General features: G+C 49.1%; 18 protein-coding genes and 1 pseudogene. 8 read left to right on the top strand and 11 right to left on the bottom strand.

Going from position 1 to position 17,179, the window contains the following annotated elements:
• Positions 1 to 131: 131 nt before the first annotated feature.
• Positions 132 to 979 (bottom strand): annotated as a pseudogene (locus JK621_RS00405) (DMT family transporter).
• A 186-nt stretch (positions 980 to 1,165) separates the two neighbouring features.
• On the opposite strand from JK621_RS00405, the gene JK621_RS00400 reads away from it, so the two are divergent.
• On the top strand, positions 1,166 to 1,660 hold the full coding sequence (locus tag JK621_RS00400) for a thioredoxin family protein (RefSeq protein WP_212558200.1): 495 nt from the start codon (positions 1,166 to 1,168) through the stop codon (positions 1,658 to 1,660).
• 99 nt (positions 1,661 to 1,759) lie between these two features.
• On the opposite strand, the gene JK621_RS00395 is transcribed toward JK621_RS00400, so the two are convergent.
• The 3 genes from JK621_RS00395 to JK621_RS00385 all read right to left on the bottom strand — a co-directional run bounded on the left by JK621_RS00395 (position 1,760) and on the right by JK621_RS00385 (position 3,911).
• Positions 1,760 to 2,020 (bottom strand): helix-turn-helix domain-containing protein, encoded by a 261-nt coding sequence (locus JK621_RS00395; protein ID WP_212558199.1) that lies wholly within the window; start codon positions 2,018 to 2,020, stop codon positions 1,760 to 1,762.
• Positions 2,021 to 2,405: 385 nt separating this feature from the next.
• Positions 2,406 to 3,158 carry an alpha/beta hydrolase family protein gene (locus tag JK621_RS00390; protein ID WP_212558198.1) on the bottom strand — a complete coding sequence of 251 codons (753 nt, stop codon included), beginning with the start codon at positions 3,156 to 3,158 and terminating at the stop codon, positions 2,406 to 2,408.
• Positions 3,159 to 3,263: 105 nt separating this feature from the next.
• Positions 3,264 to 3,911 (bottom strand): TetR/AcrR family transcriptional regulator, encoded by a 648-nt coding sequence (locus tag JK621_RS00385; RefSeq protein ID WP_212558197.1) that lies wholly within the window; start codon positions 3,909 to 3,911, stop codon positions 3,264 to 3,266.
• Positions 3,912 to 4,222: 311 nt separating this feature from the next.
• Between JK621_RS00385 and bhsA the strand changes: the two genes are divergently transcribed.
• On the top strand, positions 4,223 to 4,480 hold the full coding sequence (gene bhsA / locus JK621_RS00380; protein ID WP_212558196.1) for a multiple stress resistance protein BhsA: 258 nt from the start codon (positions 4,223 to 4,225) through the stop codon (positions 4,478 to 4,480).
• A 335-nt stretch (positions 4,481 to 4,815) separates the two neighbouring features.
• Positions 4,816 to 5,058: a DUF2238 domain-containing protein gene (locus JK621_RS25550; protein WP_432761938.1), complete on the top strand. Its 243-nt coding sequence runs from the start codon at positions 4,816 to 4,818 to the stop codon at positions 5,056 to 5,058.
• 214 nt (positions 5,059 to 5,272) lie between these two features.
• Here the strand turns inward: JK621_RS25550 and JK621_RS00370 are convergent, their stop codons facing one another.
• Positions 5,273 to 6,244 (bottom strand): LysR family transcriptional regulator, encoded by a 972-nt coding sequence (locus JK621_RS00370; RefSeq protein ID WP_212558195.1) that lies wholly within the window; start codon positions 6,242 to 6,244, stop codon positions 5,273 to 5,275.
• A gap of 248 nt (positions 6,245 to 6,492) precedes the next feature.
• Between JK621_RS00370 and JK621_RS00365 the strand changes: the two genes are divergently transcribed.
• Together JK621_RS00365 and metC are read left to right on the top strand one after the other, a co-directional pair.
• Positions 6,493 to 7,779, top strand: a complete 1,287-nt coding sequence (locus JK621_RS00365) for an amino acid permease (protein WP_212558194.1) — start codon at positions 6,493 to 6,495, stop codon at positions 7,777 to 7,779.
• 35 nt (positions 7,780 to 7,814) lie between these two features.
• Positions 7,815 to 8,996 carry a cystathionine beta-lyase gene (gene metC / locus JK621_RS00360; RefSeq protein ID WP_212558193.1) on the top strand — a complete coding sequence of 394 codons (1,182 nt, stop codon included), beginning with the start codon at positions 7,815 to 7,817 and terminating at the stop codon, positions 8,994 to 8,996.
• 106 nt (positions 8,997 to 9,102) lie between these two features.
• Here the strand turns inward: metC and JK621_RS00355 are convergent, their stop codons facing one another.
• The 3 genes from JK621_RS00355 to JK621_RS00345 all read right to left on the bottom strand — a co-directional run bounded on the left by JK621_RS00355 (position 9,103) and on the right by JK621_RS00345 (position 11,836).
• Positions 9,103 to 9,876 carry an SDR family NAD(P)-dependent oxidoreductase gene (locus JK621_RS00355; RefSeq protein WP_212558192.1) on the bottom strand — a complete coding sequence of 258 codons (774 nt, stop codon included), beginning with the start codon at positions 9,874 to 9,876 and terminating at the stop codon, positions 9,103 to 9,105.
• 63 nt (positions 9,877 to 9,939) lie between these two features.
• Entirely contained in the window at positions 9,940 to 10,641 is a 702-nt protein-coding gene (locus tag JK621_RS00350; RefSeq protein ID WP_212558191.1) for a DsbA family oxidoreductase, read from the bottom strand.
• An 88-nt stretch (positions 10,642 to 10,729) separates the two neighbouring features.
• Positions 10,730 to 11,836: an alkene reductase gene (locus JK621_RS00345; protein WP_212558190.1), complete on the bottom strand. Its 1,107-nt coding sequence runs from the start codon at positions 11,834 to 11,836 to the stop codon at positions 10,730 to 10,732.
• Positions 11,837 to 12,203: 367 nt separating this feature from the next.
• On the opposite strand from JK621_RS00345, the gene JK621_RS00340 reads away from it, so the two are divergent.
• A complete protein-coding gene (locus JK621_RS00340; RefSeq protein ID WP_212558189.1) occupies positions 12,204 to 12,767 on the top strand; it encodes a YbhB/YbcL family Raf kinase inhibitor-like protein in 564 nt (187 codons plus the stop codon).
• Here JK621_RS00340 and JK621_RS00335 read toward each other — a convergent pair.
• Positions 12,751 to 13,596: a helix-turn-helix transcriptional regulator gene (locus JK621_RS00335; RefSeq protein ID WP_249337126.1), complete on the bottom strand. Its 846-nt coding sequence runs from the start codon at positions 13,594 to 13,596 to the stop codon at positions 12,751 to 12,753. The two genes, JK621_RS00340 and JK621_RS00335, sit on opposite strands and share 17 nt — an antisense overlap.
• 288 nt (positions 13,597 to 13,884) lie before the next feature.
• Between JK621_RS00335 and JK621_RS00330 the strand changes: the two genes are divergently transcribed.
• Positions 13,885 to 14,214 carry a thioredoxin family protein gene (locus JK621_RS00330; protein ID WP_212560095.1) on the top strand — a complete coding sequence of 110 codons (330 nt, stop codon included), beginning with the start codon at positions 13,885 to 13,887 and terminating at the stop codon, positions 14,212 to 14,214.
• 121 nt (positions 14,215 to 14,335) lie between these two features.
• Here the strand turns inward: JK621_RS00330 and JK621_RS00325 are convergent, their stop codons facing one another.
• A complete protein-coding gene (locus JK621_RS00325) occupies positions 14,336 to 15,655 on the bottom strand; it encodes a 6-phospho-beta-glucosidase (RefSeq protein WP_212558188.1) in 1,320 nt (439 codons plus the stop codon).
• A 141-nt stretch (positions 15,656 to 15,796) separates the two neighbouring features.
• Between JK621_RS00325 and JK621_RS00320 the strand changes: the two genes are divergently transcribed.
• Positions 15,797 to 16,699, top strand: a complete 903-nt coding sequence (locus JK621_RS00320) for a LysR substrate-binding domain-containing protein (RefSeq protein ID WP_032693559.1) — start codon at positions 15,797 to 15,799, stop codon at positions 16,697 to 16,699.
• A 127-nt stretch (positions 16,700 to 16,826) separates the two neighbouring features.
• Here the strand turns inward: JK621_RS00320 and JK621_RS00315 are convergent, their stop codons facing one another.
• Positions 16,827 to 17,168 (bottom strand): carboxymuconolactone decarboxylase family protein, encoded by a 342-nt coding sequence (locus JK621_RS00315; RefSeq protein ID WP_032693558.1) that lies wholly within the window; start codon positions 17,166 to 17,168, stop codon positions 16,827 to 16,829.
• Between the last annotated feature and the right edge of the window lie 11 nt (positions 17,169 to 17,179).

Here is a 17,179-nt window from a genome sequence, read left to right as displayed (position 1 = left end):
AGAGGTTACCCGATTAGTTTATCCAAAGAGGTCACAGCGTCACTGATTTTTCTAACGATTAGATATTCCATTGCTTTAAAACCTAAAAAACCAATTTGTAGAGTGATCAAGTCATGACTGGCACGTTGATATCAGTGCCGTATTTTCTGACCCGGTGCCTTGATCACCAACAGAATGCCCGCAAGGACTGCCAGCGTTGAAAATGCCATTCTGAGGCTCAGTGACTCGCCCAAAAATGTTACGCCTCCCAGCATCGCCAGACAGGGCACACTCAACTGAACCGTACTGGCTGCAACAGACTCAAGACGAGGTAAAAGTGAATACCACAGCACATAGGCTCCGGCAGAAGCACCCGCACCAGAGAGCACTGCCAGGAGAATTCCGAAACTGTCAAAGTGCGCTCCCTGGCTAATGAACGGCGACAACACCAGGGCAAAAGGCACAGCAAGGATGAAATTTGCCGCAGTGACCTGCGCAGCATCAGGAGAGCGCTTTCCGCAAAGGGTATAAGCCGCCCAGGCAAGGCCTGAAAGTGCCATCAGAACAGCACTGCCCAGGGGGGGCGCTTTGGACCAGGTAAGAGAAGAGCAGCCATGCCGGCTACAGCCAGCCCAAGCCCCGTTGCTCTGGAAAAAGACAGCCTTTCCCCATGGAAAAGGCCATGGGCCACCATCGCCAGTTGCACAACGCCAAACAAGAGCAAAGCACCTGTTCCTGTATCCAAATGGATATAGGCAAGAGAGAAACACAGGGCGTAGGCCATAAGAAAGAACCCGCTTTTCAAGCTCCAGACGCCCTGCTTTTTCCCCTCACGTCTCAACAACAGGGGTAACAAGACCACCGCCCCGCTCATCAGGCGAAGGTCACTGAACGTCACCGGATCAATATGTTCGCCTTTCAACGCAACCCGACAGAGCACAGAATTGGCTGCAAATGCCATCATTGCTATCACTATCTTGAATCCAACAGATCGCCCCATCAGCGTTACGCCTCAAAATTAACAAATTACGTGATAATCTATCAATTAGTAGGTAGAATGGCAATATCTACTTATGGCAGCCAGACACTGAAATGGTACGCCTCTTCAGGTCATGCCTGACCATTGGTCTTTATGATTGCCAGGTTTATGTGCAGCCGTATACCCGTTACTAACAAAGGAGAACACATGCAAGATTTCAACGTACTGCTCGAAGCAGCATCGGATTACAACGAATTTGTTGGCAGCGGAGCAGAAGAAGATCGCAACGCATTGCGGCATTTTGAGGGGCTTGCCAACGAGGCATTACCTGACGATGTCATTAGTAAGCTCTCGCAACTTCCGGGTTCGTACAGCATTCTGGTAGCTGCTGAAATGTGGTGCCCCGACTGCCATAAAAACTTGCCCGTTATCCATGCCATTGCCGCGTCAGCGCCGGCAATACGTCTGGGTATTATCACCCGCGACAAGGCTGAAGCCGTCTTTAAGGCACACTTTGGTGTCGATAAAGTCAAAATTCCGTTTGCCGTGGTACTGGATGAGAACGCGACTCCGCTGGGGCAGTTTATTGAACGACCTAAAACCGCTATCGGCAAGAATGGGGAAGTGACTGAGAGTTACAAAAACGGTGAACTTCTGGCCGATACCGCCCGTGAAGTGACCTCAATTTTTCTTCAGGAGTGATGGTCTCTCAGGAAGATAAAGCAGGTAACCTACCTCTCCCTGGAACATATATTTATGGGTGAAAAACAACGCAGTACACTTGCGGGTTTAAACAAGATTTTAAAAAGTGTTTTTTAACCGTGCCCGGTAACTCTGAACAATATCCATACCGGTTTGAGGCTGAACACCTAGCGCCTCGCAGTACCAGATGAACTCAACAACATCCAGGCGCCGTTCTCCCACTTCAACTTTTTGCACGAAGCTGTGAGGACGACCTATACGTTCCCCCATTTCACGCATGGATATACCCTGGTTTTCGCGAATTTCTCGAAGCCAGTTAAGAAGCGCCTGCATTTCTGGAGAGTGGATGCTTTTTGTCACTCGTACCTTTTACAGGTACTTTACCACCGTACCCAAAACAGGTACGATAGCTACGTAAAAGTAATAGCTTTTGATGCTCAACAAAGTAGCAAATCTCAACTCTAGGCCAGAGAGCCTGAAGTTGAGCAACACCAGGAAATAATAATAATCAAAAATATAATTAAGAACTTTAGCCCTGAATATCACCAGGGCTTTTTTTAAGTAAGCAAACAAAACACGTTATACAAATTCGTATATTCCGGCCAACATAGGAACCAACGCTACTCTTGCCAACCCGACGACTTTAACTTACTAACGCCTTAACGATCCCTATTATCGAAATGAAGTGCAATTCCTCACAGCTTATGCCTCCCACACAAGCCATGTTTTTAAAAACCACTTCTAACTAGAGATAAGCAGAACTCCAGGCAACGATAATGCCAGCGACGTATTCCGCATCCTGAGGATGAGTCAGAAGATGATCCGCTTTACCCAAGGAGATAAAGCTTTTGGGGTGTCTGGCGGCTTTAAAAATTTTCTCTGCCTGTTCAATGAGTACGGTATCATCATTGGGAGCATGAAAAATCAATAGCGGCTTATTCATGGTAAATACCTTTTCCGCTATTTTATGCTCCTGAATGTTATCCAGCATTTGCTTTTTGATCGTGAATACCCTGCCCGCAAGCTCTACCGGGAAAGCGCCATGATTCCTGATATCTTCGATATTGTCTTTGAACAACCGCTGTACATGCGTCAATTCGCCTGGCGAACCGATGGTTACGACCGCTCTGGCCTCAGGCACTTTGGCTGCAATAGAGAGGATTGCCGAACCGCCAAGGCTGTGACCAATCAGCAGCGAAGGAGCCTCGTATTCCCGACGAAGATAATCGACCGCGCACAGCAGATCGGAAATATTCGAGGAAAAATTGGTATTGGAAAAATCACCTTCACTGTTGCCTAACCCAGTGAAATCAAAGCGAAGCACCGCGATTGAATTTTCTGTCAGTTTCTTCGCAATGCGTGCAGCACCTTTCAGATCTTTCCCACAGGTAAAGCAGTGCGCTAACAGTGCAAAGGCTTTTGGGTTTTCAGGCAACTCAAGCAACCCGGCAAGTTCTTCACCTTCTGCATTTTTAAAGGTAAATTTTAATTTTTTCATTATGTTAATTTTCAGTATTATTGATTCAGTAGGCAGAGAACCCGTAAGCTTCAATGATTAACGGCGTCTTTTCTGCATGGTTTGGACTGCTCGTATCCTTGAAGATCAGCCCTTGTAAGTAAGACCTGTGAGTGCTGGCCACTGCCCCATAAAGGTGGCAATAATCTCTTCCAGTTCCGCCAACGTGGCACCTTCTCGGGCACGTACGGACATTCCCTGCAAAAGACAGGATAGATACCGGGCGATAGCAGAGACATCAACATCAGCTGGTAACTCTTGCCGCTGCTGGCGCACTTGCAAATACGTTTCAAGTATAGCTTCCTGCGTGTGATGTTGTTTACGCAACATCTTTGCTACATCAGTTGATGACGCAGCCAGCACCATTGAATTACAGATGACAAAGCACCCCGCAGGTTTACTCTTGTCGGTAAAACTGCGTGCCGTTGAACGCAAGTAGACTTCAATACCTTGGGAGACAGAATACTCTGACTGATCCAGCGCACCTTTTCTAAGATCCTCGAAAACCTCCAGATAGCGATCCATCGCCGCGCGAAAGAGGCCTTCTTTATTACCGAACTCAGCATATAACGTAGGTGCTTTAGCACCTGTGGCATCAACCAGATGCGACAAAGATGTCCCTTCATAGCCGTATGCCCAAAATTGCATCATCGCCTTGTCCAGTACCCGCTCCCGATTGAATATTTTCGGTCTGCCACGCGCACTTTTTGCGGGCTTCTCCGATATGGCTTGCATAAGTTTCTCCTGAGCCATGTATGTTTTAATTAAATTAACAATCATTAATAAAACATGCAATAACTATCTAAAAAATCCGTAAAAAGAAGAGCACCTCCATAAACCAGACCCTACTTGCAAAATACTGAGGAAAGACTCGCTCATCATAAAAATCAATAAAATCCAATAAATACAATTAGATAAATATTTTATTAATGATCATTAAAAAAACATGTTGACGTCAGCACTGCATGAGCCTATCATTTAATTATCGATCGTTAATTAAATAACGTCGCAACCCTATCGTAGTTACATGAATTGAGAGAAACATCATGAAAAATGTAAAAAATGTTCTGCTTGCCGCCACTTTCGCCTCTATGAGCTTCAGCGTGTTTGCTGCTGACCAAGTCAACAGCGCGCCAGTGAATAAAGAAAAAGTGGGCGTCGTTTCAGCCAGTAATGCAGGTACTCTGTCTACTCTGGAAGCCCAGTTGAAGGAAAAGGCAGAGGCTGCCGGTGCAGAAGCATTTCTGATCACTTCGGTTTCTGGCTCAAACAAACTTCATGGTACTGCTGTTATTTACAAATAAGGCCACCCAACGCTTTTTATTATTGGAACCTTATTATCAGGCCGCCTTCTTGAGGCGGCCTGATTTTTAATTTTCAGGTAATAGTTTCCTACCAAACTGATCCTGCAAGCGGGATGCTTACACGCCAAACACCAACACCTTGCACTTTCCCTCTTTTCAGCTAAAAGCTACTTTCACCACCATAAAGGCTCGCTGATAACCCCCGTCCGCTCTATGTATTACTGGGCATTGTGCTTATTGCGTTACTGCTGTCTTTCACAGCCTTTAGAACCGGCCGCAGGATTACTTGTCCACTTGAAGTCATACCGATTTTTATTATCGCGTCAGTGCTGTAGATCACCGCGAAACGCTATCCGCAGCCTCCTATACTCTATTATTCACTGATTTTCATCGGCTACATTTCCCTTATCGTCGGCGGGATGTACTCGTATACCAAAGTGCCCCTCGGGTTTGAAGTGCAGGAGTGGTTTAATCTCAGCCACCTGTTCCAGGGCTTAGTTCCGGTGCTGGCGGCGCAGAAAGTATTGATTCGCAGCAGTTACATCAACGGCCGCAAAATGCTGGTTTTCCTGGTGTGACGTATCGCGCCAGCAATCAGCGCGTTCTATGAGTCGATTGAATGGTGGGTGGAACTGATTCTCGGCCAGGGTGCCCCATGTGATACTCAATCCGATATGCTGCGCGCTCTGCTGAGCTCGATGATCTCAGTGTTTATTCTCGCCCCCTGGCATTCGTGGCAACTTGGAAAGTTATGAAGCTAGCCCACCGCAAGGTGTTTTTACTTCTAGCGAGCTACACCGGCCCCCCTTCCCCCAACCATTTATCCCATGCTGGCGAAGAGGAAATCCTCTCAACGATAAAGTCGATAAAACTTCGTATCTTGGGGTCCTGGTGATATCCGGGATGATAAAGTGCATACAAACTGTATTCATGCTGTTTAACTTCATGGTCCAGCAGTACCGGCAACAGCTCGCCCCGCGCAATATAGTCACCAAGCAAATAGGTCGGCAAGCTGACAATCCCCTGATGTTGCAGAGCAGCGTTCAGTAGCCCCAGTGTGCTGTTAACCTCGATAATGTTATTAACTTTCAATGCCCTGGCCTGATGTTGTTCATCGATGTAATACCAGTTATCCGAAACGTTCGGGTTAATTAAACAATCGTGCTGTTCCAGATCGGCCAGCAACTTAGGAATACCACGCCGTTCGAAATAGATTTTGCTGCCACAGTACACCCAGTTGATTTTACATATTTCCCGGATGGCAAAATTGTTTGGCGGGCGAGCAGTAATGCGCAAGGCGATATCAAAATTCTCCTCATTCAAATTCACGTTCTGATCGTTAAGATCGACGGACAAGCGCACATCCGGGTACAGGGCCCGGAACTCGCTGTACAGCCGCATCAGATGCGACACACCAAAAGCAATGGAGCAGGTAATTTTTAGCTGTCCCTGCGGGTGTTGGTGAAAACTGGAGGTGTTGATTAACGAATCATCAAGATCGCCCAGCAGCCGCTGCGCACGGCTCAATAAGTATTTACCCGGTTCGGTCAGGATCAGGGTTCGGGTGGTTCTTTTTAACAGCACGATCCCGAGACTCTCTTCCAGTTGCGAAATACTGCGGCTCACTGAAGACGGCGTCAGATTCAGTTTTTGCGCGGCAACAGAGAAACTATTGCATTCAACAACTTTGATGAAAATTTCCAGTTGACGGAAGATCGCATGGTTATCAATTTTTGCTTTAAATGGCATAAAAAGCTTGTTCATCAACGCCCCTCACCAGAATGAATCAACCATACCCCAGCATACTGCGACTTACCCAAACAGCGATACTCATCAACTTTTGCAGTTTACGCACAAGTCTTATTAATACTTAGCACCGCCGACCTCTTTTCGTTTCGCTTGACATTACATACCATGTTCTTGCACTCAGAAGGTTATTTATCTTAATAATTATTACCGTCGTTACCATCATGCACCACTATTATTTTAATAAGTTACGACAGGAAAACATTATGAATAACATTTATCACTCTCTACCAGGCTACGAAAAATTTAATGAATCCGTTCCGTTTACTAAATATGACGCGGGATGGGTGGTTCTGTGTATTGGCATGGCAATTGGTTCCGGCATTGTTTTTATGCCAGTGCAAATTGGCATAAAGGGTATATGGGTACTTATCGCCTCGGTTATTATTGCCTACCCCGCTATTTACTTATTGCAGAGCTTATATTTAAAAACGCTATCAGAAAGTGAAGATTGTGAAAGTTACGTTAATATCATTACCCAGTACCTTGGTAAAAACTGGGGATTCTGGCTGGGGACAGCCTATTTTTTAATGTTACTGCACGGAATGTTCTCTTATTCACTGGCCGTCACCTTCGACAGCGCTTCGTATATTCAGACCTTTGGGTTAACAACAGATTTGCTGTCAGACTCCGTCTGGTACGGGCTGGTTATCCTGATCGTACTGGTGAGTATCGCCTCGCAGGGTGAACGCCTGTTATTCAAGGTGTCCGGGCCAATGGTCTGTGTGAAATTCGGTATTATTGTCGCGCTGGGTCTGGTAATGGTGCCACACTGGAATGTTAATAATATTAGCGAGTTTCCGCCGATGGGGCCATTTTTTCGCGATGTATTCTTAACGCTACCATTTACCCTATTTTCCATTCTGTTTGTGCAAATTATCAGCCCAATGAATATCGCTTACCGTAAAGTGGAGGCAGACAGACGTATTGCGACCTACCGCGCCATTCGCGCTAACAGGATAGCGTATATTATACTGGCAGTAGCGGTTTTATTTTTTGCCTTTTCATTCACTTTTGCAATCAGTCATGACCAGGCCGTATCAGCATACGAGCAAAACATCTCAGCACTGGCAATTGCCGCGCAGGTTATTCCTGGCTCCGCGGTAAAAACAATGAGTGCGCTATTGAATATCTTTGCAATATTAACGGCATTCCTCGGAATATATCTGGGATTCTATGAAGCAATTAAAGGGATTGTGATAAATATTATTAGCCGTTTTATACCTGAAGAAAAAATAAACCAGAAAGTATTGCATATCGCCATTAGCGCAATTGTTGTGCTTGGGTTGTGGGCATGGATTTCAACTCGATTTTCGATCCTGTTTTTTATGCAACTCGGTAGCCCACTGTTCGGGTTAGTCTCTTGTCTGATCCCCTGCTATTTAGTCTACAAAGTAAAAACGCTGCATCAGTTTAAAGGTCCGGGCGTGTGGTTTATCACCTTTTTTGGCATCTTGCTGTGCCTGGCTCCTTTCTTTAAATTTTTCGAATAACACGGTCAACATGACGCTGGTTGAAGAGGTATCTAATGAGTAAAGAAACAAATTCTAATTTCAGTATCGGTACGCGCATTACCCAAATAGGCAGAAACCCGGCAGAGCAAAAAGGTTTCGTGAACAGCGCAGTGTTTCGCGGTTCGACGGTAATTTTCCCCACCGTTAGCGATATCGAAAACGACCGTGCTGAATTCAATTACGGTACTATGGGTACACCAACTATAGCCAATCTGGAAAATGCATGGAGCGAACTGGCAGGTGCAGTAGGAACTGTGCTCTCACCATCCGGCCTTGGTGCTATCGCCCTGGCGCTGCTTACCACGGTAAAAGCGGGTGACCATTTGCTGATGCCAGACAGCGTCTACAAACCCACGCGTTTGTTCTGTGCGAGCTTGCTGGCCAAAATGGGCATCGAAACCCAGTATTACGATCCGCTGATCGGCGCGGGCATTGAGACTTTATTTCGCCCGAATACCAGCACGTTGTTCCTGGAGTCACCCGGATCGCAGAGTTTTGAGATCCAGGACGTACCCGCTATGACAGCACTGGCGAAAGTACGCGGTATCGCCACCATCATTGATAATACCTGGGCGACGCCGGTTTTTTTTCGTGCCCACGAGCACGGCTGCGATTTATCAGTTGAAGCAGGGACCAAATACCTCGGCGGCCATTCCGATCTGCTGATGGGGGTCGTCTCCGCTAACGAAACCTGGTGGCCTGAACTACGTAAAACCTATGACCTGATGGCAATGTTACCTGGTGCGGAAGACTGTTTCCTGGCGCTGCGCGGAATGCGCACTATGTACTTGCGCCTCAAAGAAGCGGAGAAGCGTGGGCTGGAAATGGCGCAGTGGCTGCAATCCCGACCGGAAGTGTTGAAAGTACTGCATCCGGCCTTCCCGGACTGCCCCGGTCATGAGATCTGGAAGCGCGACTTTACCGGGTCCTCCGGCCTGTTCTCCATTATTCTGCAACCGGAATATGGCAAAGCCAGCGTCGATCACATGCTCGATAACATGTCGATTTTCGCCATGGGCTATTCCTGGGGCGGTTTCGAGAGCCTGATAATTCCGTTCAACTGTGCGGAATACCGTACAGTGACGACGTGGCAGCCTGGCGGTAGGGCACTGCGCCTGCAAATCGGGCTGGAAGATATGGATGACCTGAAAGCCGATCTGGTCGCCGGGTTGGGGCGGTTAAAAATGTTCGCCTAAACGATGGTCGTGTATTCAATATGATGACACTCATTCAGTGGCGACTGGGAAGGCAAATGTAAAAAAGCCGCCTGTCATAAGGCGGCTTGGCAAGGGTACGAAAAGCTTATCTGCGAACGGCCATGATACCGGCATCGACATCCCAGATTGCGCCAGTCACCCAGGAGGCTTTGTCGGACAACAGGAAGAAGATGGTATTGGCCACATCCTCCGGCGTGCCGACACGCCCCAGCGGATGGAAAGCGTTCAGCGATTGCATCGCGCCGGCAATGTCTTCTTTCGCCATAAAGCCTTCATAAATCGGGGTATGCACGATCCCTGGCGAAACGGCGTTCACGCGGATACCCGCACTGGCCAGCTCAATAGCCAGGTTGCGCGTAAACGCGTGCAGGCCAGCTTTGGCCATGGAATACGCGGAAGCCGGTGAGTCGCCGAGTGCGGCTTGCGCCCCAATAGAGCCCACGTTAACAATTGCCCCTTCACGGCCGTCGGCCAGCATATTCTTCACCACGTCCTGCGTGATGAAGAAGGTTGCCCGGTTCAGTGTCAGGTACATGTCGTAATCCGCTTCCTGATGCTCGGTAAAGCCTTTTGGCATGAAAATCCCGGCCGCGTTGACCATCAGGCTGATATCGCGATGATTGGCATTGATCTCCTGACGAATGGCGTTCATACCCTCTTCGGTCATCAGGTTTGCCGCAATAACGGACACGGAACCCAGTGGGCTCAGCTCTTTCTGAACCGCTTCTGCCTTGTCTTTTTTATTGCCCGTCAGTACCACGCTGCCGCCGGCTTTCAGCACCATACGCGCCGTTTCCAGACCCATGCCGCTGGTGCCACCCACGACAAGCAGTTTTTTGCCTTTAAAGTAATCGCTCATTTTGAACTCCGTTATTTGCAGGGTAGATTTGCCGGCAAGCCATACCGCCGGTCCGTTCAGATTTCAGATGCTGCAACCGTCAGCGCCGCAGGTCTGGCCGTCGGTTTTTGCCAATTCAGCCGCTTTTTCTTCCCAGACTTGCTTCAGCGCGTTCAGGAAGTTGTCCGCAGATTGCGCGCCGCTGATGGCATATTTTTCATTGAGCAGGAACAGCGGGACACCGCTGACCCCGATCGACCGGGCATGGGCTTCATCTTCGGTCACCGATGCACGGAAATCCTCATTGGCAAGGGCGCTTTCAGCGTCGGCTCTGGGCATGCCCACTTCGGTAGCTAACGCAATGAGCTCCTGCGGATCGAAAATGGAACGCCCCTCAGTAACACTAGCCTGATAAAACCGTTCTGCCATAGCATCGCCCATATTGGCGTGACGTGCAGCCGCGAGCAGCGTGTGAGCATCTTCGGTATCGCCAAAGAGCATGGTGTCAAAGTTATACTGGAGCCCTTCAGCCTTCCCGGCCGTGCCCACCTGATTCATCATCAGTTCCGCCCCATGTTCCCCGCCAAACTTCTTGTAAAGGGCTTTGCGGAACGGCACGGCAGGCCGGTCGCCGGAAATACGGAAACTGTGGTGGCGGACTACGACCTGTTCCTTATGCTCAAAGGCGGTAAGGCCCTTTTCGAAACGTTTTTTGGCGATCCAGCACCATGGGCAGACCAGATCTGACCAAATATCTATCGTAATAATCGGCTTAAGGGCTTGCATATTGGCTCCTGAATACCTCATTAATGTCCGCTTTCGGTTTGCGGCGCCCCTGCATGCGGGCACCGCGAATACCGACAGCGGCGTGGTGTTAGTTGACTTCCCAGGCGGGATAATCGGTATAGCCTTTTTCCGGCGAACCCGTCACGCCGTAATACGTCGTGCGATCGCTTTCAGCCAGCGGCCAGCCGTTCTGCATTCTTTCGACCAGATCAGGGTTGGCGATGTATGGCACGCCAAACGCGACAAGATCCAGTTCATCGGCCTCAAGTGCAGTTTCGGCAATCTCGCGGGTGAAACCGCCGGCGGCAATAACGGTGCCCCCCAGGGTTTTACGGAACGCGGATTTGAAACCGTCAGGAACCGGTGCCTTGGTGTAAACAGGCTGATAGTAAAGGTGTACATAAGCCAGCTCACGCTGGCCGAGGGCCGCAGCGATACTTGCCCAAATCTCCGCTTCACCTTCATAAGGCGCCAGGTCGTAAATCCGCCCGAACGGTGAAATGCGTAAGCCCACCTTATTGCTGCCAATGGCCGCAGAAATGGCATCAACGGTTTCCAGCAGGAACCGTTGACGGTTTTCTACGGAGCCGCCGTATTCGTCCGTACGATTGTTCAGCTCGCTGCTAAGGAACTGGTCGAAAATGAAGCCGTTCGCCGCCATGATTTCCACGCCATCAAACCCGGCTTCCATTGCCAGACGCGCTGAATGAACAAAGTCAGCGGTAACGCGTCGGACTTCTGCGGTTTCCAGCGCACGCGGCTGGCTTGGAACGACAGGCCCCGGTTCGCCAGACTCGGTCAGTGCAAAGACGGTGGTGTTAACCGCTTGTACGGTACCGGCGGAAACTGGCGCGATGTTGCCCGGCTGAATTGAGATATGAGACATCCGGCCCACATGCCACAACTGAGCAAAAATACGGCCGCCCTTCGCATGTACCGCATCGGTCACTTTGCGCCAGCCCTGAACGTGTGCAGCGTTGTAGATCCCCGGGGTATACAGATAACCGCGCCCTTCTTCAGAAACAGGCATGCCTTCGGTGATAAGCAGCCCCGCAGAGGCGCGCTGGGCGTAGTAAAGTGCAACGACGTCATCCGGCACGTCGTTCATGGTGCGGGTGCGGGTCATGGGGGCCATGACCACGCGGTTTTTTAACTGCATGCCGGGCAGATTGTAGGGGGTGAACAACTTACTCATCGTGTACCTCGCAAGGCGAAAGAGAGAAAAGCCCCGCTGGGGCCGGAGTTATGCTCAGAAAGCAAAGAAACTGTCTGTCAGTTCCTGATGCCGGTTGAGCGTATGGCTGCACTATACCTATCTACTAGTTGATTGGTCAATAGGTAAAAGAACAAATCATGCTGTCCTTTTGTCACCGGACACGGACACAGGGAATGCTGCGCAAGGTGAGCTGCCGTCGGCGAGATGGCCGCCATCCTGTGAAATCAGGGGATTACAAATATCATTATTGGGCGTTATGGAGCTAAGACTGGCCGATTCAGGGCGGCGCGGGATCTTTCTCTCCCCTTATCATTGGGATGTTAATCACCCCGATGGAGAAGAGTAAATGTCCAAACTTCACCTTACTGTTATCAGTACATTATGCCTGGCGTTGTCGAGCCAGGTGGCTTTTGCGGCTGGTTTTACGCTGACAAGCCATGAGCTTGAAAAAAATCATTTCCCCGCGGCTCAGACCCTGAGTTCACCTTATGGATTTGGGTGCAGTGGTGGAAACCTTGCCCCCTCTTTTAACTGGAGCGGCGCGCCGGCAGGAACGCAAAGCTTCGCTCTCAAAATTTATGATAGGGATGCGCCGACAGGTCTGGGTTGGATCCACTGGCAGGTGGTGAATATTCCCTCATCACTTCACTCGTTGCCGGCCGGGATAACGGCGGATAACAAAAATCTCCCGCAAGGGGCTCTTCAGACCCGAACTGATTTCGGTATCCCGGGTTATGGCGGCCCTTGCCCGCCGAAGGGCGAAAAGCACCGTTATGAGATCACGCTGACGGCACTTCGTGTCGACAAACTGCCGGGAATAACGGCGGACTCGACGCCTGCCCTGGTCGGCTTTATAACAAAAGCGAACTCACTGGGCGAAGCGCACCTGCAGATTACGCAGGGCCGCTAACCGCAGCCTGGTTGCCGATAGCCTGGCCGGAAACCCGGACCAGGCTGGGGCTGAACCCGAAACGAGTTCGAAATCTGGCGGCGAACTTGGACGGATTTTCATAGCCGACTTCCAGGGAGATGCGGGTGACAGAAAGGTCGGTCACCTGCAAAAGTGTCAGGGCGCGACACATGCGAATGTCAGTCACCAGATGGGTGAATGACGTATTTTCGGCATGCAGATGACGTCTCAGGGTGGTGGCCGACATACCCAATTCAGCCGCTACCTGCGCAGTATTCCAGTCTTGTGATATATCTGCTGCAACGAGTTTGCGGATTTTTATCGCCAGCCCGGCATGTTGTTTCAGCGCGAAGAAAATGCGGTATTCATCCAGCCAGCTCAGCATCTCTTCCATACGCCGGGCCACGATACTTTCAGGGATGTTTTCAGTATCTGTAATGGCCTGTGCGGTGTGATAAAAGGCCTGGAGAAAACTGTTGCCTGGCTCCGCCATTTTATCTGCTTCGTTCATGCTCATACGTGGGGCATGCATGAAGCAGTAGTTTTGGACGAAATCGGCACAAAAACTCAGCCATGATGCTTCGTACGTACCCGTTAAAGGTGATGGCGTATTGATAATATCAAAAGAGTGCCCTTCACCGATGACCACCGCGTCACCCGCTTCCAGCGTTATCTCCTTTTGCGCCCAGCGGATTATTTTCCTGCCATGGCGGACCAGAATGATTGTGGGTTCATCTATAGTGATATGGCGCATCATCAGGGGTTGCGTATGCAGCACATGCGCTGTACTCCCCACATTAATACGACTGGATAATGTTCTTTCCATCATCGCCTTACGAAAAGGAATAGGCCTGCCCTGTAGGCCGACACTTTATGGATGGGCTTGCTTTTTTATAAAGTAATCCCGATTTTACAATACGTCAGTTTTCTCATTCAGATGGAGTGAAATATCATAATCCTCAGCACGCCGTCCACATAAGATGACGCTTAGCCCTTGATAAAACATGGCATTGTCTTCGCTTAAGCACCTTTCTATCGATGATAGCTTTTTATGTTAATTAAATCTACCAACTGGTAGGTAGTATTACTACAAAGTTACATCCTGCAGGAGTGAATGATGCGTGAATTAACCCTTTACAATGAAGATAATTTTAGAGAAATCGAGAGGCATGAAGGAGTTGCTGTGGTGCGCTTCTCTGCCCCCTGGTGCCCACCTTGCCAGATGAGCGAAGACATTTTTAACCATTTTGCCGAGCAGATTGAAAGCGACGTCAAAGTCGGCAAAGTGAATGTGGATCTGGCACCGGTGCTGACCACCAAATATGAAATTTGGGGCCTGCCGTCCGTACTGATATTCAAGGATGGGCAGTTGGTCCAGCGTATACCGGGTGTTAAATCGGCAGGGTTTTATCAGCAAGCATTGTCAGAGCTGAAAAAAGGGCAGTAATGCCCTTTTATCTATGTTTAAAAAAGTCTCTTAGCGGTCTGATGCCTCATCGGCAAGCGGTTACCCCTCGCTCAGAGTGATAACCGCTTTGTTATAAAATAACCGACCAGTCTGCTTAGCGTTATTTATTGTGTTGGAAGGCCGGCATCAACGCTTTGTTATGTTCGATCACTTCATCCAATGCATTTTCAAGCAGTTGCCCGCTTTTGACCAAGGGATTAATAACCAAAGCGCGCCATGCCGTATACCGATTACCACTGATGGCTGCCTCAATGGTCAATTGCTCAAAGCTTTTCATCAGTTGAATCAGACGAAGTACATCTTCCGGGAAAGGTTCGACATTCAGTGGTATAGGTCCTGAACGGGTGATCATTGAACTGACCTCAACCGCACAGTCATCCGGCAGGCCCGCAATCGCACCATCGTTTCGCGTATTGACATGCATGATGATGCGTTTGTCGTTATATATTGCGCTCATCAATTCACATGCTGCATCCGAATAGTACTGCCCTCCCCGACCTTCCAGCGCTTTCGGTTTCTCGGCGAGTTCCGGGTTTCGATAAATTTCGAATAGTTCTCTTTCGAGCTCCTTTACGATCTCACCACGAGTCCCTTCCCCTTGTGCTTCGCCAAGCTCCTGACGGTACATGTCGTCGCTCATGTAGTAATAACGCAGGTAGGGGCAAGGTATCATTCCCATATTCGCCAACAACCGATCCGGCCATTTGAAAGGAGGAATATTTTTAGGCACCAAAGGATCATTCCCCTCTGAAATCAGCTCAATAACCTGAGGCAGCTTATCCTTACCTTCATGAAAAATATGGCGCGCAAAAATGAAGTGATTAAGTCCCGCGACCTGCATGATAAATTCATTGATGTCACTGACACCTAAAGCACTGGCAATACCTTTTTGCATGATAACAGGCACATTGCACAGCCCTACGGTTTTGACTTTGCTGTATTTCAGTATCGCTTCAGTGACCATTCCCGACGGGTTGGTAAAGTTCAGCAACCAGGCATCCGGGCACAGTTGTTCCATTTCTTTCGCTATAGCCAATGCAATCGGGATAGTGCGGCATGCATTGGCAAACCCACCCAGCCCATTGGTTTCCTGACCGATCATGTCGTATTTCAGCGATATCCTTTCGTCGCTGATCCGTGCTTCCAGGCAGCCGGCCCTGAACTGAGAACAAACAAAATCGGCACCGAGCAGTGCTTCTGTGCGGTCAAGGGTTTCATAAACCGGTATATCCAGCCCATTTTTTTCCAGCATCCGTCGGGTGAGGCCAGCAATGATCGCCATTTTTTCACGGCCATCCTCAATATCAACCAGCCATAACTCGCGGATCGGAAATTCATTTTGACGCTTGATAATGCCTTCCATCAGTTCAGGTGTGTAGCTTGAACCCGCTCCAATAACCACTAACTTAAGACCCTTCATTAGATATTCCCCTCATCGTTGTTGTCAGGACGTCTGTTGGGCCAATTAAAGAGGACAAGGGGCTTAGTGGACAAACGATCAATTCCGGGGTATGCATTACTGTAAATAATGCATAAGAAAAATTAAGAAGGAAAATGATGAATGCTCGCTCAACAGAACATACTGGCACTATTGCATACGTTTGAAACGGCAGCACTGCATATGAGCTTTACTAAGGCGGCGACTACCCTCAATCTGACGCAAGGGGCCGTTAGCCAACGCATTCGTTCTCTTGAATCCATGCTCGGATTCAGGCTATTTATCAGAATGACCAGAAAGCTTCAGTTGACCGATGAAGGGGAGCGTTTACTTGGCGTACTCGCGTTTTCACTTAAACGCATCAGTGATGAAATAGAAGATATTCGCGTGCAGGGGCTGAGAGGAACCTTGTCTGTCGGCCTTCCACCTACCTTCGCTTTTCTCTGGCTGATGCCGCGCTTACCGGTATTTACCGAACGGTGGCCGGGGCTGAATATCAATTTCAGAGTGAGAGCCGGTCTGGTAGATTTTAATCTCGAACGAGTAGATGTCGCTATCTACTACAGTAATCTGAAATACCCCGATCTCTACTGCGAACGGTTATCTGAAGAGACGCTGGTTCCCGTCTGTATTCCATCTCTTGCAAAAAAAATCAGGCAAGCAAACCATTGGTTAGCTGAAGTCCCATTCATTCATACGTCTGAATCCGTTGACTCCCAGAATGTTTTTTCCGAATGGCGAGAATGGTGCAGGGAGTCTGGCAAAAACCTGCCTGTTGAAGATAATTTTTTGAGCTTCAACAATTGTCAGATGTCGATTGAAGCGGCACTCAATGGCGGCGGTATCATCATGGGCAGAAAACGACTCATTCGACATTACCTCGATGAGGGCCGACTGATTGCCCCTTTTGAAATAGAAATACCCGCCGGGCGAGGATATGACCTCATTATGCCACGAGAAAACCTTAACCGACCAGGCGTTCAGGCTTTGGCCGAATGGGTAAGAAATGTGTTTAACGAGGAATAAAGTCTGTTTTCGTTCTGATAAGTGGCAATGTAAGTCATATCAGACCTAATGCCAGAGAGCATGATGACAATGTCTGTCAGAAGTGAAAAAAGGGCAGTCATGCCCTTTTATATTTTCAACGCGATAACTATTGCGCTTTCAGTTGCTTAATCGCATCCAGCGTACGTGCGGAATAGACAACGGCAGCGCCTGCATTCAGGTTGATTGCCACACCCAGGGCTTCAGCAATTTCTTCTTCTGTGGCGCCAGCTTTAACGGCAGCTTCGGCATGGACGGCGATGCAACCATCACAGCGAGTCGTCACCGCACAAGCCAGTGCAATCAGTTCACGCACTTTCGCGCCCAGGAGGTTGGTCTTATTGCCGGCGTTGCCCAAAGCCATGACGCCTTTTAGTGTTTCCGGGGTCAACTTACCCAGATCACCAACACGTTGCATCACTTCTGAGCGGTATTCATTCCAATCTAACATGGGGTCATCTC

Source organism: Serratia plymuthica (assembly GCF_018336935.1).
GTDB lineage: Bacteria > Pseudomonadota > Gammaproteobacteria > Enterobacterales > Enterobacteriaceae > Serratia > Serratia plymuthica_B.
Note: the sequence above shows the minus strand (reverse complement) of the source record. Positions and strands in the feature narration are given on the sequence as shown.

What these genes read in the sequence shown, in the direction of transcription:
- JK621_RS00370 (WP_212558195.1), bottom strand. Translation starts at nt 6,244, where the DNA reads ATGAACAAGCTTTTTATGCCATTTAAAGCAAAAATTGATAACCATGCG.
- JK621_RS00315 (WP_032693558.1), bottom strand. Translation starts at nt 17,168, where the DNA reads ATGTTAGATTGGAATGAATACCGCTCAGAAGTGATGCAACGTGTTGGT.
- JK621_RS00400 (WP_212558200.1), top strand. Translation starts at nt 1,166, where the DNA reads ATGCAAGATTTCAACGTACTGCTCGAAGCAGCATCGGATTACAACGAA.
- JK621_RS00340 (WP_212558189.1), top strand. Translation starts at nt 12,204, where the DNA reads ATGTCCAAACTTCACCTTACTGTTATCAGTACATTATGCCTGGCGTTG.
- JK621_RS00330 (WP_212560095.1), top strand. Translation starts at nt 13,885, where the DNA reads ATGCGTGAATTAACCCTTTACAATGAAGATAATTTTAGAGAAATCGAG.
- JK621_RS00365 (WP_212558194.1), top strand. Translation starts at nt 6,493, where the DNA reads ATGAATAACATTTATCACTCTCTACCAGGCTACGAAAAATTTAATGAA.
- JK621_RS00350 (WP_212558191.1), bottom strand. Translation starts at nt 10,641, where the DNA reads ATGCAAGCCCTTAAGCCGATTATTACGATAGATATTTGGTCAGATCTG.
- JK621_RS00355 (WP_212558192.1), bottom strand. Translation starts at nt 9,876, where the DNA reads ATGAGCGATTACTTTAAAGGCAAAAAACTGCTTGTCGTGGGTGGCACC.
- JK621_RS00335 (WP_249337126.1), bottom strand. Translation starts at nt 13,596, where the DNA reads ATGATGGAAAGAACATTATCCAGTCGTATTAATGTGGGGAGTACAGCG.
- JK621_RS00325 (WP_212558188.1), bottom strand. Translation starts at nt 15,655, where the DNA reads ATGAAGGGTCTTAAGTTAGTGGTTATTGGAGCGGGTTCAAGCTACACA.
- JK621_RS00385 (WP_212558197.1), bottom strand. Translation starts at nt 3,911, where the DNA reads ATGCAAGCCATATCGGAGAAGCCCGCAAAAAGTGCGCGTGGCAGACCG.
- bhsA (WP_212558196.1), top strand. Translation starts at nt 4,223, where the DNA reads ATGAAAAATGTAAAAAATGTTCTGCTTGCCGCCACTTTCGCCTCTATG.
- JK621_RS00320 (WP_032693559.1), top strand. Translation starts at nt 15,797, where the DNA reads ATGCTCGCTCAACAGAACATACTGGCACTATTGCATACGTTTGAAACG.
- metC (WP_212558193.1), top strand. Translation starts at nt 7,815, where the DNA reads ATGAGTAAAGAAACAAATTCTAATTTCAGTATCGGTACGCGCATTACC.
- JK621_RS00345 (WP_212558190.1), bottom strand. Translation starts at nt 11,836, where the DNA reads ATGAGTAAGTTGTTCACCCCCTACAATCTGCCCGGCATGCAGTTAAAA.
- JK621_RS00390 (WP_212558198.1), bottom strand. Translation starts at nt 3,158, where the DNA reads ATGAAAAAATTAAAATTTACCTTTAAAAATGCAGAAGGTGAAGAACTT.